Source organism: Rhizobium sp. SVR5-9E (genome assembly GCF_056755095.1).
Genome location: NZ_JBNDHS010000022.1, coordinates 1 through 14406 on the forward strand (window position 1 = coordinate 1; position 14406 = coordinate 14406).

Genomic DNA, 14406 nt, shown 5'->3' on the forward strand with positions numbered 1-14406 from the left:
CCAGAGAAGGTCTATCGCGCGTTCATCGAGGCGGACGCGCTTGCCAAGTGGCTTCCCCCCAACGGCTTTGCCTGCACTGTGCACCACCTCGAAGCAACGGTCGGCGGCAAGTTCAGAATGTCTTTTCGGAACTTTACGACAGGCAAAGGCCATGCGTTTGGCGGCGAATACACTGAGCTCGTTCCGGGCGAACGCGTCCGCTACACGGACAAATTCGACGATCCCAATCTCCCCGGTGAAATGGAGGTAACCGTTACGTTGACGAAAGTCTCGGTCGGGACCGAGGTGGATATCACGCAGGCAGGTGTGCCAGACCTCATTCCGGCTGAGGCCTGCTATCTCGGTTGGCAGGAGTCGCTGCGAAACCTGGCAAGGCTCGTCGAGCCGGAGATCAACCAGTAGAGCAGCAGGATCGAGCAAAACGCTGTCGAGATCGGATCGCGTTGACGTTTCCCGCGATCCGGCTCCTCACGGCATCGGCCGCTTCACCGCCGCGTCACTGTCATAGTCCGCCGCAATCCGGATTTCCCTGAGCGGCCGCACCATGTCGATCGAGCGCTGGTAGTCGGGGTGCGCCTTGTAGGCGGCAAGCGCCGCTTCATCGTCGAATTCCCCGTAAACCACCAGATCGACGTCGGTTCCCAGCTGGTCGGTCTTCACATTGGTGCCGATTTCCAGAAGCCGCGCATGCGGTATCGCCGTCAGCACCGAGAGACCGGCCCGCACCTTCTCCAGATTTTCCGCCTTGGCTGTGAAGAAAACGATATGGCGGATCACCGGGTACTCTCCATCTCATTGTCAACCGAGCCGCGCGATAGCACGCGCGAGCCACCCCTTCAACCGCTGCCAGGCTCCTGGCGCCGCCTCGGGGCGCAATGCCGCGTAGAACGTCTTGCCGTATTCGGCGAGCTTTTCCGCCCGGTCCGTGCCGTTGACGATGCGCCGGGCATTCACCCAGTCCTCCTTGTCGGCGTTCAGGTGATCGACGAGCTTGTGTCCGGTGAAACTCCCGGCCACCATGCCTTCGATCAGGATCTTCACGGCCGTTGCCATCTCCATCGCCCGATCCGGCTCGGCCACGAGATCGATGCCGGTCATCGGGCTCATCGCCTCGTAGTTCCGCTTGTGGGTAAGCTGCACCAGCCCGCGACCCAGCCAGCTTTTGCCATCCTCGTCCGGGCGCCAATAGACCGTCTTCACCCAGGGAAGCTTGCCCGCCGCATAGGCGCGATCCAAAATCTCGATCGCCTTGGCGTCGCTGTCGGCCAGCGTCTCGCGCACCGGCTGCATCGTATAGGCCGTCTCGTGAAAAGCCGTCGCCAGGATATAGGCCAGCCAGCGCAAGTCGCCGTCCGGCATGTGCGTCTCGAAGTAGTCGAGGATCGCGGTCATGCCCTCGACCTGCCCTTCGGAAAGCGTGCCCTTGAACAGACTGTCGCGGACGGAATCGAAGAAGAATTTCCGGTCTATGTGGATAGTCATGAATCTGTCCTGCTCTTAATCGATTAAAATTATTTTAATCGTTTAAAGCATTTAAGCCCCTGATTTACAGCGCATTTACCCTATGTCATTCCTTGATCGTCGAAGCTCGTTGAAGGACAGGAGACCGAATGCAAACGCCCGCCAACAGCCAGCCTACCACGATTCCGCAGCACCTCGTCGACCAGATGGAAAACGAGTGGCGCCAGATCCGCACGCCGCGCGAAACACCGCGCCCGGCACCGCAGCCATCCAATCAGCGATAACTCCCTAAATAAAAAAGGCGAGACGGCGAACACGTCAAATGCCTCGCACCCGCGGTTCGCCGCCGCCATCCAGCATCAGCGCCGTCAGCGCCCAGACAAGCGCGTCCAGCCTGTCCGGCGAGCGGCCATTCGAGAGCCCATCATGGCCGAAATCACACATCTGGTCTTCGAGCGCGGTGAACCGCGCGGCATGCGCCACGCGGCCCTGCTCGTAAAGTGCCGCCACCGGCTCCGCCCGTAAAAATTTGCCGCGCGTCGCCCTGACTGCCAAAACCGGCAGCGTCGCATCGATGCTCCGCAGCATCGCGGATACCATGTCCCCGCCCTGGTTCACTTCGGCGACGATACGGTCGGCGCCGAAGCGATGATAGGCTTTCGCCACCGCACCCGCCCAGCCGGCCGGGCTTGCGCCCTCCACCGAACAATCGGCAAGCACCACCGCCCGTCCGGAAGCCTCCAGTCCCGCAACGACGATGCCGCAACAGGACCCGGCCCCTGCCGAGGCCGGCGGGTCGACCGCAACGACGATGCGCCGCAACGTTCCCGTAAACCGGATCGTCAGCGCCTCGATCGCGTCGCGCTTCCAGAGCCCGTCCTCGCGATCCTCGATCAGTTCGCCATCCAGCTCCTGCCGTCCCAGCCGCGTGCCGCCGTATCGCCGCGATAGCGCATCGATGAAGCCCGGCGCCAGGTTGCGTGCATTCGCTATGGTGCTGATGCGCTTGAGCCGCGTCCCGGGATCCGCAATCAGCGCCTTCAAAAGCGGCACCGGCCGCGGCGTCGTCGTCACCAGCTGCCGCGGCGCCTCTCCCAGCCTTAGGCCGAATTGCAGCATGTCGAAGGTCTCCTGCCCATGCTTCCACTTCGCCAGCTCGTCGCACCAGGCCATGTGAAATTGCGGTCCGCGCAGGCTTTCCGGATCTTCGGAGGAAAAGACCTGCGCCACCGCGCCGTTCGGCCAGACCAGTCTACGCCTGGAAATCTCGAATTCCGGCTGGTTCTTCCGGGCGATCCGGCAGATGCCGGAAATGCCGTCGATCATCACCTCACGCGCGTCGCCCAGCGTCTCGGCAATCAGCGCGATCCGCAGATCCGAACGGCGTCCAGCACTAGCAACCGCATGCACCCATTCCGCGCCTGCCCGCGTCTTGCCGGAGCCACGCCCGCCAAGCAGCAGCCAAGTCCGCCAGTCGCCCTCCGGCGGCATCTGTTCCAACCGCCCCTGAAAGCTCCATTCCTTCGGCGCCTGCGGAAAATCCGAAAGCAGCCGGGTGCTGAGATGCTCGAACTTTTGCAGCGCAGAGAACGTCGCATCAAGCGCCATCGGCCAAACCCTCGCGCCATCCTCTAGCGGCGGCGGATCAACCTCGCCCAAACCCGCTTCGCTGATCACCGCATCGCCCATTCCCGCATTGCCCGCGACATCAACGCTGACCTTGCGGAGAGCCGCTTCACGCTCCGCCGTGATACGGCCCATCCCTTGCTCCAGCGCGTTCGTCACCGCCTGCGCCCGGGCCATCGCCCGCAGAAGCTCCACTTCCCCGCCCCGGCGAACCTGCCGCTTCGAACCCGTCGCCGCTGTTTGCCGAAATGCCGTCATATCCTGCAGTCTCCAGCGCGCGCAGTCTCTCCTCGACGATCAGCGCGGCCTTCTCCTCGGCGCGCTCCTCGATGATCTGCAGCAGCTGCGCCTTCGCCTGGGCATAACCTTGTGCCTCTTCGCGGCTCTCCGCCTCGAGTTCCCGGTCACGTGCCAGCTGCCGCTGCAGCTGGTCGATCTTTTCCAGCGTGCGGACGATCAGCCCCATGGCGTCGACCGCCGCCTTCAGGTCGGCCCGCGCAAGCTTCCCCGCCGCCTCGTCGCCACCCTGGGCAGCCGCCGTCTCCGCCGCCTTTCGAAGTTCGACGAAAGCGGAAAACTGCTCCCGCATCTCCGCCGTCATCTGGTTCAGCATCACCCGCAGCTCCTCGCCGGCAGAAGCCTCGCCGGACTTGGTCTCAAGAAAATATTCCTGTACCGCAGCCCGCGTCTCCTGCTCGCTCCAGTCGGCAATCACCTCGCCGCCATAGACACGCCTCTCCGGCCAGAAGCCGCAAAGCTCCGGCGCAAACCCTTCGACGCTCATCATGAAATCCCCATCGCGTAGCGCTAAGCTATGCAGCAGAAACAAAAAACCGGGTCAACGCCCGGCCCGATCTCGAAACCACGGCCGCACCACTCTGCAGCCGCAACTTTCCGACTATGCCTGAACCCTATCAGACGGCCGTCACGCTGTCAAGGATTATTTTCCTATTTCTGCGAGATGCAACCCAAAGTGATCCGATATAAGGAATAGCAACTGTTTTTATGCCGTTGTTAACGAAATGCAATCGATAGTCGCATCGTCTCATCCCTATATAACGCTTTGGGCATGATGCCACGAGGCCCTGTTTTCAATAGGCCGGCGCCGATGTTGGTTTCCGGTCGATGAGAGGAAAGCTTCATGACATCCATTTCATCTCTTCATGCCTCGTCGGCCATGGTCATTCTCAACGCCGCCCGGGCACAGACATCACAGCCTCCTGCCTCTGCCACCGGCGTCATTCTGGATTCCATCATCGGGGCGGATCCGTCCGCGAAGAAAGCCCAGGACTCCCTGCTCGGCATCCTGACCGGCGTTCTCGTCAACGGAAGCAAGGACGACGACAATATCTGGGCGAATACCGGCACCGCCATCAAGACCGGCAAGGGCAATGACCATGTCGATGCGAACAGCGGAAACATCATCAAGACCGGCGCTGGCGACGACAGCGTTCACGTTAATGCCGGCAACACCGTCTTCACCGGCAAGGGAAACGATTACGTCCAGGCGAACGCCTCGAACGTGATCCACACCGGCGGTGGCGATGACCTGCTATTGGTCAACGCCAGCAACACGATCGTCACCGGGAGCGGCGACGACAAGCTCTTCGCGAATGCCTCGAACACGATCCACACCGGCGGCGGCGACGACCAGCTGACGGTCAACGCCGCCAACACGATCACCACCGGGGCCGGCAATGATAAAATCTTTGGGAATGCCGAGAACACCATCGACGCCGGCGATGGTGACGATATCGTCTCGGTCAATGCCGGCAACATGGTCGCGGGCGGCGCCGGCAACGACAGGATCAACGGCGGCGGGAACAATGTGATCGACGGCGGCGATGGCGACGACCGCATTTTCACCGGCTCCGGTCAGGCCCTCGGCGGCGCGGGCAACGATATCGTCACCGTGTTTGGTAGCGGCGGCGTGATTGCGGGCGGCACGGGCGACGACCAATTGACGATCGGCTCCGGGGGCCTCATCCGCTACGATGCCGGTGACGGCAAGGATATCGTCCATGGCGGCAGCAATTCCACGCTGGCTTTCGGCGAGGGAATATCGGCCGACGACCTGCGGATCGAAGTCTCTGGAAACACCACAACGATCTCCTTTGCCGGCAGCGATACGGACAGCATCACGCTGGACACCTCGGCGGCCAGCACGCTGACGCTCGCCTTTGCCGATGGCAACATGCAGAGCCTTGGCGGTCAGGCCGCCAATGTCACCAACGCCTACCAGCAAAGCTGATCGCGCTACCCTGCGGAAATGACTGACGGAGGGCGATGCACATCGCCCTCCGCTCCTCGAAGCATTCAGTTGCCTTATTCTTGGGGTCGAGAGCTTGGGCGCTGGGTGTCCCCGGAGGACTACCCAGCGGATCCACGCGATTTAGTGAGTTGGGTGTATTCGGATATGGCGAAGTACGCCGACAACTGCGCGGACGCCATTGATTTACCCCAAAGGTAGTCCTCTTCCCCTTCTAGCCAGTCGTAGAACTGAATGATGGACCCAGCGTAATTTTCCAGCGCTCGTATTGCTCTGGAAAGGGCGTAAATCTCGTCGGAAGATATAGGGGCGTAGTCGCCAAGAAGGATCTCAAGTTTATTGAACGGCACCTTCTTGAAGCGAGTTTTGTATGTGTGTCGTTCGAATGATTCAGATCCATAGTAGTAGATCGGGTCATGCACATATCTGTTGCGGTTTACTCTGATGTCTCCGTCGATCATGTCCACGAGTACGGGGATATGATCGCAGTGATCGTGCCAGTGATTTGCGACAGCATGGCCTTTACAGACTTGAATTGCTCTCCTGAAATCCAGCTCGTTGCGAATAAGTTGATAGGCGGTGTCTTCGGTGCCCATGATAAAGAAGAGGATAGAGAAGCAGGCCTCCTCTAAATGCGCCCACGCGGTACACATATCCCCTAAGGCGTGCTTAATCCTGTCAATCTCGAACTCATCGTAGGCCATGTCAGAAACCGAAAAGAAAATTGACGAAAAGAAAGGCGACGACATTTTGAAGTGAATGCTCAAGTCGCCGCCCGATCACAAAACCCCTCCCAAGCCGAAGCCTGGGAAGGGTAAGCCTCACAAAGGCTCCGATGACTAAGCAGCCTTGGAGCGTTCGTTTGCTTCGAACGATGCCTTAAAGGCATTGCCGTCAACAAGGAGGCGTGTCCATGCCGCATCTGCCATCTCGGTCACAATCAGAAGATCATTCTGACTCAGGATACGCCGTATGTAGTCCCTCAGTTGCGGGGAGTTGGTCGGTCCCGCAAGAAACCATACGGTTTCCAGAATGCGGCCACGCAAGAACGCTGGCCCCAGCGCCAGCAAATGATCGTCCATTTGCTTGTGAGACGGAGCAGGTCCGTTCAGATCGTAGGTGATAAGAAAGTTTGCCAATACTGGCTCCTGTGATTTGCGCACACGGAGCACTTGACGGGCTCGCCTAGAAAAGTAGGTTGGCGATCGAGATACATGACTAAGTCGCTCCGTGACTTGGTTTCAATAGCGGTGACAGCTTTTTTGGGAGAATCAGGTGTCACCGCTATTCATGTAATCGCAACTTTGACGCGGAATCAAAGTTAGGGAGCGCGCTTTCCACAAGCGCTATTTGTTCTTTTTTCGTTTCCACAGGAATTTGCGCGCCTTTTGCTTAGGCGTGAGCGCTTTCGTCAGACCGCCGATAGGTAAGGCGCTTGTCACGAGCCTGACGAAGCAAGTCTTCGGCGCGTTCTGCATCTGAGATTTTCAGGGCAGCGCGGCGGTTATACCTGAAATCGAACTCGGCAAGGTAGCGGTGAAGATGGGCTTCGCCGCAGTGCTGATAGACGCCGATCATGCCACGCTTGAAGACACAGAAGACGCCTTCAATGGTGTTTGAGTGGATCGCAAAGCCTTCGCGTCGCGCGGCTGGAACCATGCCCTTTCGCCGTTCCACCAGGATCCCCTACGCTAGGGCTGTCACCGCTATTTTCTCCCCCATCAGCTGTCCGCCATGTAAATCCTAATGCAAGCAAGAGGATGACTCGAAGCAAAAATACTCGCTTCGCTTTCGGAGTGGTCCGAATTGCTAACTCCTTTGCTGTAGTTGCCGCCCGCATTCCTCGCTGATACTTTCGCGCCTCTCAAAACGGGGAGATCATTTTCATGCATCCGATGCGGAAATTCGCAATTCTTGTCAGCCTTCTCTGTCCCATTCTCCTTCCGGCGCCGGCTTCGGCCGCAGAGAGTACCGTGGAGCGCGGCAAGTACCTCGCCACGATCGGCGGTTGCAATGATTGTCATACACCCGGCTATTTCTTCGGCAAGCCCGATACCGCCCGCACGCTCGGCGGCTCGGATGTCGGCTTCCAGACGCCAGGCGGCACCTTCGTCGGGCCGAACCTCACGCCGGACAAGGAGACCGGGCTCGGCAAGTGGACGAGCGAGGAAATCGTGACCGCGATCCGCACCGGCGTAAAGCCCGACGGGCGGATGCTCGCCGATGTCATGCCGTGGCGCGGCCTTTCTCATCTCACCGACAGCGATGCACAGGCGATCGCCGCCTATCTGAAGAGCCTGCCGCCGGTCAAGAACAAGGTGCCAGGCCCGCTCGGTCCTAACGAAAAGCCGCAATTCCCGGTCCTGACGATCGTCATGCCGCAGTAACTGCTTTGCTCCGGGGCGGCCCACGACCGTCCCCGGAGGCGTGCCGTGATCTAAGACGAGCCGGTCGCCTTCGCGCTCGGATTGCCGCACCATTGAGGCAAATGGACGCGTGAGCTCCTGAGACCGCCTCACCGATAGCCCGCGGCATCCGCCTCCTTACGGGCCTCCATCACCTCGTCCATATAGCGCCAGCAATCCGGCCGCGAACCGTCCACGTCGTCGAAGCCATAGACCTTCGCCAGCCCGCCGCTCGACAGCGACTGCCCGTTGAACCGGGCGCGATCCGGATCGGCGGCAAGGGCTGCGACGGCGCGGCCGGTGAAGCGCGGGGTTTCGGAGATGATGAAATGCGGCTGCACCTTGGTCGCGTCGCGCCAGTTCTCCTCGCGCACCTGATAGGCATCCAGCATCATTTCCGAGCGCATCCAGCCGGGCGTCAGCGAAACCGCCGTCGCGCCATGCGGCGCGAGGTCCTTGGCACGCGCCCAGGCCATGCGCGTCACGCCGGTCTTCACCAGGTCGTAGTAGGGGTTCAGCCGGTAATGCGTGGCGTTGTATTCGCTCGTCCCGTCGGTCAGCTCCACCAGCAACCCGCCCGGCCCCTCGATCATCAGCGGCAGCGCGAAATGGGCGGTGATCAGATGCGTGTCGATCGCCAGCCGCAGCATGCGCAGCCCCTTGTCCAGCGAGTGCTCCCAGACCGGCTTGTTCCATTCCGTCAGGTGCTCGCCGCCCCAGATGTCGTTGACGAGAATGTCGAGCCGTCCCTCCTCGCGGCGGATCTTAACCACCAGTGCCTCGACCTCGGCCGCCTCAAGGTGATCGACGCGCACCGCAATGCCCCTGCCGCCGGCGGCCGTGAGCATTTCGGCGGTTTCCTCGATGGTCTCGGGTCTCGCATATTCCGATTGCCGGTCTTTCGTCGTGCGCCCGGTCACGTAGACGACAGCACCTGCCGCGCCGAGCTCCACCGCAATCCCGCGTCCGGCGCCGCGGGTGCCGCCCGCAACGAGTGCCACCTTTCCTTTCAGGTCTGCTGTCACTTTCTTCTCCTCCACGCTAGAAAAAATCGGCCGGCCTCACCGGCTTGCTTGAATATAAACGAACGTTCGTTCATAAATATGACGAACGCAAGAGGAAGTTTTCATGCCGCGTCCCCGAACGCTTTCCGACGAGCAGTTGCTTGCCATGGTTCTCGCGCTTGTCCGGGTCGAAGGGCCGGATGCCGCGACCTTCGCGGCCGTTTCGAAGACAAGCGGGCTTTCCGGCTCCACGCTGGTGCAGCGCTTCGCCACCAAGGCCGGCATGCTGCGCGCCGCCCTGCTCTACGCCTGGGACCGGCTGGATGCCGAGACGGCGCGGCTTGCCGAAAGCGTGCCGAAGACCCCGGAGGGCGCGATCGCGCTTCTCACCGGCCTGTCCCGGGACTACGGCGACAACCCCTCGGCCTATGCCGAAGGGCTGCTTCTGCTGCGCGAGGATTTTCGCGATCCCGTGCTGCGCGCCCGGGGTGCTGCCTGGGGTGCAGCGCTGACGGCAGCACTGGCCGAACGCCTTGCCGGACAGAAAGAACCGCAGACGGTCGCCCGGCTGATGCTTTCGCAATGGCAGGGTTGCCTGCTCTGGTGGGGCTTCTCCTCGGAAGGCGCGGTGGCCGGTTATGTGGAAGCGGAACTGCGGCTGATGCTGAAGGCGCTCGGCATCCCCGCCAAATTCGCACCAACCTGACCCCTGTGCCAACGACATCGTTTATTCATCCGTGATATACGGGCGGAGCACCCCTCACTCAGGATGAAATGCATGTCACCGCATATGCTGGCAGATCCGCTGGTCCAGTTCATCGCTCTCGTTCTGCTCAGCGCCGTCGCGCGGTTGATCTTCGGGCGAAATCCGACTTTCCGGCTGATTGCCAGTGTGATCTTCTTCGCGCTGCTGACGATCCTGCTCGTTTCACACGGTATCGCGCCCTATACGGCCGACACGGGTAATGCCGACGATCTCTTCCGACGGATTTTCGTCGGGATTGCCAAGGCCGTCTGGTGGATCGGCGGGGCGATGGTGCTGACGAGTTCTGTGCGGCTCTTCCTCATCTTCGAGCGAAAGCCGCACGAGGGGCGGCTGCTTCAGGATCTCGTCGTCGGCATCATCTATCTCGGCGCAGGCCTTTCGATAGTCGCCTATGTGTTCAGAGTGCCGATCGGCACGCTCATCGCCACATCGGGCGTCTTCGCCATCGTGCTCGGTCTTGCGCTGCAGAGCACGCTGAACGACGTCTTTTCCGGCATCGCGCTCAATCTCGGGCGGCACTACAGCGTGGGGGACTGGATCGTTCTCGATGATGGCGTGCAGGGCCGCGTGGTCGAGACGAACTGGCGCTCCACCCATCTGCTGAACGGCACGAACGACCTCGTCATTGTTCCCAACAGCGCGCTCGCCAAGGCCCGGCTCACGAACCTCACCAGCCCTGAGGAGGCGCACGGCGTATCCCTGAAGATCCGCGTGCTCCCATCGAGCCCGCCGGCGGCGATCGAGGAGACGATGCGCACGGTGCTTCTGAGCAGCAATGCCATCCTGAAAACCCCTGCCCCGACCGTCAGTGTCGTGGGGCTGGACAGCAATGCGATCGAATTCGAATTGTCCTTCCGCGTCAGCGGTCTCGGCGAGGCAAATGCGGCCAGGAACGAAGTCTACGATCTCGTCTATCGTCACGCCAAGGCGGCCGGCCTGCAGCTTGCGCCGTCTGCCGGGTCGCCGGTTTCCCCAGGTCCCGATTCGCCGGAGGCGGCCGGGAAGCATCCGGACTCGGCCCGGCGGCTGCTCAACGCCATACTGCTCTTTGCCTCGCTGACGGAAGACGAGAAGGAGACGCTCGCCGCAGACATGAAGCGCCTGACCTTCCGGAAGGACACGCTCATCGCCACGCAGGACACCTCGCTGACCTCGCTGATGATCGTCAGGCGCGGCGTTGCCGTGGTGGAGCGGAAGGAAGCCGGCGATACCGTCGAGCTGACGCGGCTTGCGCCGGGCGACCTGTTCGGCGAACGCGGCGTGCTGATGGGCGCGCTGGAGCCCGGCAATATCCGCGCGCTGACAGCCGTTGTGGTCTACGAGATTTCCAAGGAGCATCTCGCCTGCATCATGCAGGCACGACCGGCGCTTGCCGAAGAGCTGGGCCTGCTGCTTTCGCGTCGCATGGAATCCGAAAAGCATCTTTTCAGCGCCGGCATGCCGGGGGAAGGCAGCCATCCGACCACGCTGGCAACGCGCATCAAGCATCTGTTCCAGATCCCTTACGGCACCCGGTCCTGATGGTAGAGCCTTATCTTGCCCCTTCCAACTCGGGGTAACGATAGTAGCGCAAACGCTTGTCATGGCAGCGATAATCGTTGACGGTCGACCCGAGGATCGTGCCGTTGCGCATCGATACACCGATGTAGTCGCCGCCCCGAAAGTCGCTGTTCTTTGTGGCGCGCACGCAAAAGGCATAAGTCTTCGATTTTGCATCCAGCAGAACGACGCTGGAAATATGGGCGATGCCGACATCTTCCGGTCCAACGCCGGCATTGCGCGCCACCTTCAAGAAATGCTGGCGAACTGCAGTCGACGGCGGCTGTTGTGACGATGCCACGGCTTCCGGCGCAGGTGGCTGGCAGCCCGTCAGACCGAGAACGGCGGCGGTTGCAAGCAGTCTGATTTTCATGTCAGATTCTCCCCGGATGCGAGCATCGGCCGACAATAAAACCGCTACTAGAAATTGTCTATACTATTTACTCGGCCCTTTCCTCCGCATCGTCGCCCACCGTCAGCGGCCAGTCGACGACGTAATCCTCCAGGTCGTCAGGGTCGATCTCGGTCTCGCTGATCGTTCGCCCGCGGGCGGAAATCCCCGCCTGATGCACGGTTTCCGGATCGCCGGAGACGAGCGGATGCCACCAGTAGAGGTCGCGTCCCTCGTTCACCAGCCGGTAGCCGCAGGTCGGCGGCAGCCAGGCGATCTCCGGCACGTTCTCCCTTGTCAGCTGCACGCAGTCCGGCACGAAATCCCAGCGCTTCTCGTAGTTCGAACAACGGCAGCTCTCGCCATCGAGAAGCTTGCAGGCGACGGAGGTGAAATAAACATCTCCGGTCTCCCACTCCTCCAGCTTGTTCAGGCAACAGAGTCCGCAGCCGTCGCACAGGCTCTCCCATTCCTCGCGGCTCATTTGGTCCAGCGTCTTGCGCCTCCAGAAGGGTACTTCGTCCATCATCTGTTTTTCTGCAACAGCGCTCCGCAAATCAGCGTGAGACGCCTTCAACTCTCTTGTTATCGACCGCCAGATCAACCAATTATTCAGCATGCTCCTTTAGTGAAGAGCGCAGTGCCGAAGATTGGCTGTGCTCTGACGCCTGGCTCGCCAGCCGTCAAGGGCGATCAGGCGGGAATCTAGAACGTGCAGGATCCGGACAATCCAGAAAAACGCCCGCGCAAGAGTCGGCACATCCTGCTGAAGATCGACTCGTGGATCGATTCCACGCTTTGGAATGCCGGTTTCCGCTCCGCTGAAATCTGGGAAGACATCACCATCTTCTTCCGCCGTTTCCGCGTGCGCGGGTGGAAGCGCATCGTCTTCGAACTCGGCGGCGAAGCTTTGACGCTCGGCACGGCCGGTTTCGTGCTGATGCTTGCTCTCGCCCAACCCGCATTCGAAGCTACCAAGGAAGATTGGCGCAATCGCGGCGATTTCGCCGTCACCTTCACTGACCGCTACGGCAACGTCATCGGCCATCGCGGGGTCATCCATCAGAACTCGGTGCCGATCGACGAGGTGCCGGATTCGCTCATCAAGGCCGTGCTTGCCACCGAGGACCGGCGCTTCTTCGACCATTTCGGCATCGACGTCATCGGCCTCTTCCGCGCGTTCGTCACCAATGCGCAGGCGGGCGAAGTCGTGCAGGGCGGCTCGACGCTGACGCAGCAGCTTGCCAAGAATCTGTTCCTGTCCAACGAACGCTCGATCGACCGCAAGATCACCGAAGCCTTCCTGGCGCTCTGGCTCGAGGCCAATCTCTCGAAGAAGGAAATCCTCTCCACCTATCTCGACCGCGCCTATATGGGTGGCGGCACCTTCGGTGCGGCTGCGGCAGCGCAGTTCTATTTCGGCAAGAACATCACAGACGTCAATCTCGCCGAATCGGCCATGCTCGCCGGCCTCTTCAAGGCGCCGGCGAAATATGCGCCGCACGTCAACCTGCCGGCGGCCCGCGCCCGCGCCAACGAGGTGCTGACCAATCTCGTCCAGAGCGGAATGATGACCGAGGGCCAGGTGATTGCCGCCCGCCGCACCCCGGCGACCGTCGTCGATCGCAACGAGCAGGAAGCGCCCGACTTCTTCCTCGACTGGGCCTTTGACGAGGTCCAGCGGCTCGCCTCGCGCTTCCATCAGCATTCGCTGATCGTGCGGACCACGATCGACATGGGCATCCAGAAGGCGGCGGAAGATTCCATCGAGACCTCACTGCGTGAATACGGCGAGTCCTACCATGCCAAGCAGGGTGCGATGGTGATGCTTGAAAACGGCGGCGCGGTGCGGGCCATGGTCGGCGGAAGGGACTACGGCGAGAGCCAGTTCAACCGCGCCACCAAGGCGCTGCGCCAGCCGGGCTCTTCCTTCAAGGTCTACACTTATTCGGTGGCCATGGAGAGCGGCATGACCCCGAAGACGACGATCATCGACGCGCCGATCTACTGGGGCAACTGGAGTCCGCACAATTATGAAAACCGCTATGCGGGCCGCGTGACGCTGGAAACGGCGATCGCCCAGTCGATCAACACCGTTCCCGTCCGCCTCGCCAAGGAAAAGCTCGGCATCCAGCCGATCCGCGCCATGGCCAAGGCGATGGGGGTGGAATCGCCGGTGCGCGACGACGTGACGATCCCGATCGGCACGTCCGAAGTCACGGTTCTCGACCAGGCGACCGCCTATGCCGTCTTCCCGGCGGGCGGTTACCAGTCGCGCCGCCACGGCATTACGCAGATTCTCGATTACGACGGCGACGTGCTCTACGATTTCGATCGCGACGAGCCTCCGGCGAAACGCGTGCTGTCGGAACAGGCCGACACCTACATGAACCAGATGCTGACCCGCATTCCTTATGTCGGCACGGCGCGCAGGGCCGCACTCGACAACGGCATTCTCACCGGCGGCAAGACCGGCACGACGCAGGCCTATCGCGACGCCTGGTTCGTCGGCTTTACCGGCAACTACACCTGTGCCGTCTGGTTCGGTAACGACGATTACACGTCGACGAACAACATGACCGGCGGCTCGCTCCCCGCCATGACCTTCAAGCGCGCCATGGACTACGCCCATCAGGGCATCGTGCTGCGCTCAATCCCCGGCGTTCAAAATCCCGCGCCCTCGCCCAAGGACGCCGCCAAGACCGTCGCCGCCAAGCCGGAAGACGGCATCCCCCAACTCATCCGCCCCCGCATGCTCTCGGTCGAATCGACAAGGATCCTCAAGGACCTCGGCGAAAAGCTCAAGGACGCCCTACCGCTCGATGCGCAGAAGGTGGCGAGCGCGAGGTAGGACCGTTCCTGGCCGCACACCGCCAGCTGATGCGCAGACGCATCGCTACTTCCCTCATTCCTGTGCTCGTCACAGGAATCCAGCCGCCGCGCGT

16 protein-coding genes and 1 pseudogene are annotated in these 14406 nt (G+C 61.4%); 7 read left to right on the forward strand and 10 right to left on the reverse strand.

Annotated features, from left to right (window positions below):
• On the forward strand, positions 1-402 hold a 402-nt coding region (locus tag ACPYOJ_RS12855), incomplete at its 5' end, for an SRPBCC family protein (protein ID WP_481416591.1).
• 66 nt (positions 403-468) lie between these two features.
• Here the strand turns inward: ACPYOJ_RS12855 and ACPYOJ_RS12860 are convergent.
• Both ACPYOJ_RS12860 and ACPYOJ_RS12865 read right to left on the reverse strand, forming a co-directional pair.
• Positions 469-777: a Dabb family protein gene (locus ACPYOJ_RS12860; protein ID WP_481416592.1), complete on the reverse strand. Its 309-nt coding sequence runs from the start codon at positions 775-777 to the stop codon at positions 469-471.
• Between the two features lie 21 nt (positions 778-798).
• Positions 799-1482, reverse strand: coding sequence for a hypothetical protein (locus ACPYOJ_RS12865; RefSeq protein ID WP_481416593.1), 684 nt, complete (start codon positions 1480-1482; stop codon positions 799-801).
• 128 nt (positions 1483-1610) lie between these two features.
• On the opposite strand from ACPYOJ_RS12865, the gene ACPYOJ_RS12870 reads away from it, so the two are divergent.
• Positions 1611-1745: a hypothetical protein gene (locus tag ACPYOJ_RS12870; RefSeq protein ID WP_281408070.1), complete on the forward strand. Its 135-nt coding sequence runs from the start codon at positions 1611-1613 to the stop codon at positions 1743-1745.
• 34 nt (positions 1746-1779) lie between these two features.
• On the opposite strand, the gene ACPYOJ_RS12875 is transcribed toward ACPYOJ_RS12870, so the two are convergent.
• A complete protein-coding gene (locus ACPYOJ_RS12875) occupies positions 1780-3222 on the reverse strand; it encodes a DNA-packaging protein (protein WP_481416594.1) in 1443 nt (480 codons plus the stop codon).
• The gene (locus ACPYOJ_RS12880; RefSeq protein WP_481416595.1) at positions 3197-3871 is read right to left on the reverse strand and encodes a hypothetical protein; all 675 of its coding nucleotides are present in this window, start codon (positions 3869-3871) and stop codon (positions 3197-3199) included. The genes ACPYOJ_RS12875 and ACPYOJ_RS12880 overlap by 26 nt, the downstream gene beginning before the upstream one ends.
• A 357-nt stretch (positions 3872-4228) precedes the next feature.
• Between ACPYOJ_RS12880 and ACPYOJ_RS12885 the strand changes: the two genes are divergently transcribed.
• Positions 4229-5338, forward strand: a complete 1110-nt coding sequence (locus ACPYOJ_RS12885) for a calcium-binding protein (protein WP_481416596.1) — start codon at positions 4229-4231, stop codon at positions 5336-5338.
• A 119-nt stretch (positions 5339-5457) separates the two neighbouring features.
• On the opposite strand, the gene ACPYOJ_RS12890 is transcribed toward ACPYOJ_RS12885, so the two are convergent.
• The 3 genes and pseudogenes from ACPYOJ_RS12890 to ACPYOJ_RS12900 all read right to left on the reverse strand — a co-directional run.
• Positions 5458-6060: a hypothetical protein gene (locus ACPYOJ_RS12890; protein ID WP_168828882.1), complete on the reverse strand. Its 603-nt coding sequence runs from the start codon at positions 6058-6060 to the stop codon at positions 5458-5460.
• A 135-nt stretch (positions 6061-6195) separates the two neighbouring features.
• Positions 6196-6495, reverse strand: coding sequence for a hypothetical protein (locus ACPYOJ_RS12895; protein WP_168828881.1), 300 nt, complete (start codon positions 6493-6495; stop codon positions 6196-6198).
• A 253-nt stretch (positions 6496-6748) separates the two neighbouring features.
• Positions 6749-6982, reverse strand: a pseudogene (locus ACPYOJ_RS12900) (transposase); the annotation flags it as partial.
• Between the two features lie 269 nt (positions 6983-7251).
• Between ACPYOJ_RS12900 and ACPYOJ_RS12905 the strand changes: the two are divergent.
• On the forward strand, positions 7252-7743 hold the full coding sequence (locus ACPYOJ_RS12905) for a c-type cytochrome (RefSeq protein ID WP_481416657.1): 492 nt from the start codon (positions 7252-7254) through the stop codon (positions 7741-7743).
• Positions 7744-7871: 128 nt separating this feature from the next.
• Here ACPYOJ_RS12905 and ACPYOJ_RS12910 read toward each other — a convergent pair whose 3' ends face one another.
• Positions 7872-8786, reverse strand: coding sequence for an SDR family oxidoreductase (locus ACPYOJ_RS12910; protein ID WP_481416597.1), 915 nt, complete (start codon positions 8784-8786; stop codon positions 7872-7874).
• A gap of 103 nt (positions 8787-8889) precedes the next feature.
• Here ACPYOJ_RS12910 and ACPYOJ_RS12915 point away from each other — a divergent pair, with 103 nt between their 5' ends.
• Together ACPYOJ_RS12915 and ACPYOJ_RS12920 are read left to right on the forward strand one after the other, a co-directional pair.
• Positions 8890-9471: a TetR/AcrR family transcriptional regulator gene (locus ACPYOJ_RS12915; RefSeq protein ID WP_481416598.1), complete on the forward strand. Its 582-nt coding sequence runs from the start codon at positions 8890-8892 to the stop codon at positions 9469-9471.
• Between the two features lie 72 nt (positions 9472-9543).
• Entirely contained in the window at positions 9544-11052 is a 1509-nt protein-coding gene (locus tag ACPYOJ_RS12920; protein ID WP_481416599.1) for a mechanosensitive ion channel domain-containing protein, read from the forward strand.
• 10 nt (positions 11053-11062) lie between these two features.
• On the opposite strand, the gene ACPYOJ_RS12925 is transcribed toward ACPYOJ_RS12920, so the two are convergent.
• The gene (locus ACPYOJ_RS12925; RefSeq protein WP_481416600.1) at positions 11063-11443 is read right to left on the reverse strand and encodes a hypothetical protein; all 381 of its coding nucleotides are present in this window, start codon (positions 11441-11443) and stop codon (positions 11063-11065) included.
• A 67-nt stretch (positions 11444-11510) separates the two neighbouring features.
• On the reverse strand, positions 11511-11987 hold the full coding sequence (locus ACPYOJ_RS12930; RefSeq protein WP_481416658.1) for a YcgN family cysteine cluster protein: 477 nt from the start codon (positions 11985-11987) through the stop codon (positions 11511-11513).
• A gap of 186 nt (positions 11988-12173) precedes the next feature.
• Here ACPYOJ_RS12930 and ACPYOJ_RS12935 point away from each other — a divergent pair, with 186 nt between their 5' ends.
• Positions 12174-14312, forward strand: coding sequence for a transglycosylase domain-containing protein (locus ACPYOJ_RS12935; protein ID WP_481416601.1), 2139 nt, complete (start codon positions 12174-12176; stop codon positions 14310-14312).
• Positions 14313-14406 lie beyond the last annotated feature (94 nt).

What these genes read in the sequence shown, in the direction of transcription:
- ACPYOJ_RS12890 (WP_168828882.1), bottom strand. Translation starts at nt 6,060, where the DNA reads ATGGCCTACGATGAGTTCGAGATTGACAGGATTAAGCACGCCTTAGGG.
- ACPYOJ_RS12880 (WP_481416595.1), bottom strand. Translation starts at nt 3,871, where the DNA reads ATGAGCGTCGAAGGGTTTGCGCCGGAGCTTTGCGGCTTCTGGCCGGAG.
- ACPYOJ_RS12915 (WP_481416598.1), top strand. Translation starts at nt 8,890, where the DNA reads ATGCCGCGTCCCCGAACGCTTTCCGACGAGCAGTTGCTTGCCATGGTT.
- ACPYOJ_RS12925 (WP_481416600.1), bottom strand. Translation starts at nt 11,443, where the DNA reads ATGAAAATCAGACTGCTTGCAACCGCCGCCGTTCTCGGTCTGACGGGC.
- ACPYOJ_RS12865 (WP_481416593.1), bottom strand. Translation starts at nt 1,482, where the DNA reads ATGACTATCCACATAGACCGGAAATTCTTCTTCGATTCCGTCCGCGAC.
- ACPYOJ_RS12885 (WP_481416596.1), top strand. Translation starts at nt 4,229, where the DNA reads ATGACATCCATTTCATCTCTTCATGCCTCGTCGGCCATGGTCATTCTC.
- ACPYOJ_RS12930 (WP_481416658.1), bottom strand. Translation starts at nt 11,987, where the DNA reads ATGGACGAAGTACCCTTCTGGAGGCGCAAGACGCTGGACCAAATGAGC.
- ACPYOJ_RS12920 (WP_481416599.1), top strand. Translation starts at nt 9,544, where the DNA reads ATGTCACCGCATATGCTGGCAGATCCGCTGGTCCAGTTCATCGCTCTC.
- ACPYOJ_RS12905 (WP_481416657.1), top strand. Translation starts at nt 7,252, where the DNA reads ATGCGGAAATTCGCAATTCTTGTCAGCCTTCTCTGTCCCATTCTCCTT.
- ACPYOJ_RS12870 (WP_281408070.1), top strand. Translation starts at nt 1,611, where the DNA reads ATGCAAACGCCCGCCAACAGCCAGCCTACCACGATTCCGCAGCACCTC.
- ACPYOJ_RS12875 (WP_481416594.1), bottom strand. Translation starts at nt 3,222, where the DNA reads ATGGGCCGTATCACGGCGGAGCGTGAAGCGGCTCTCCGCAAGGTCAGC.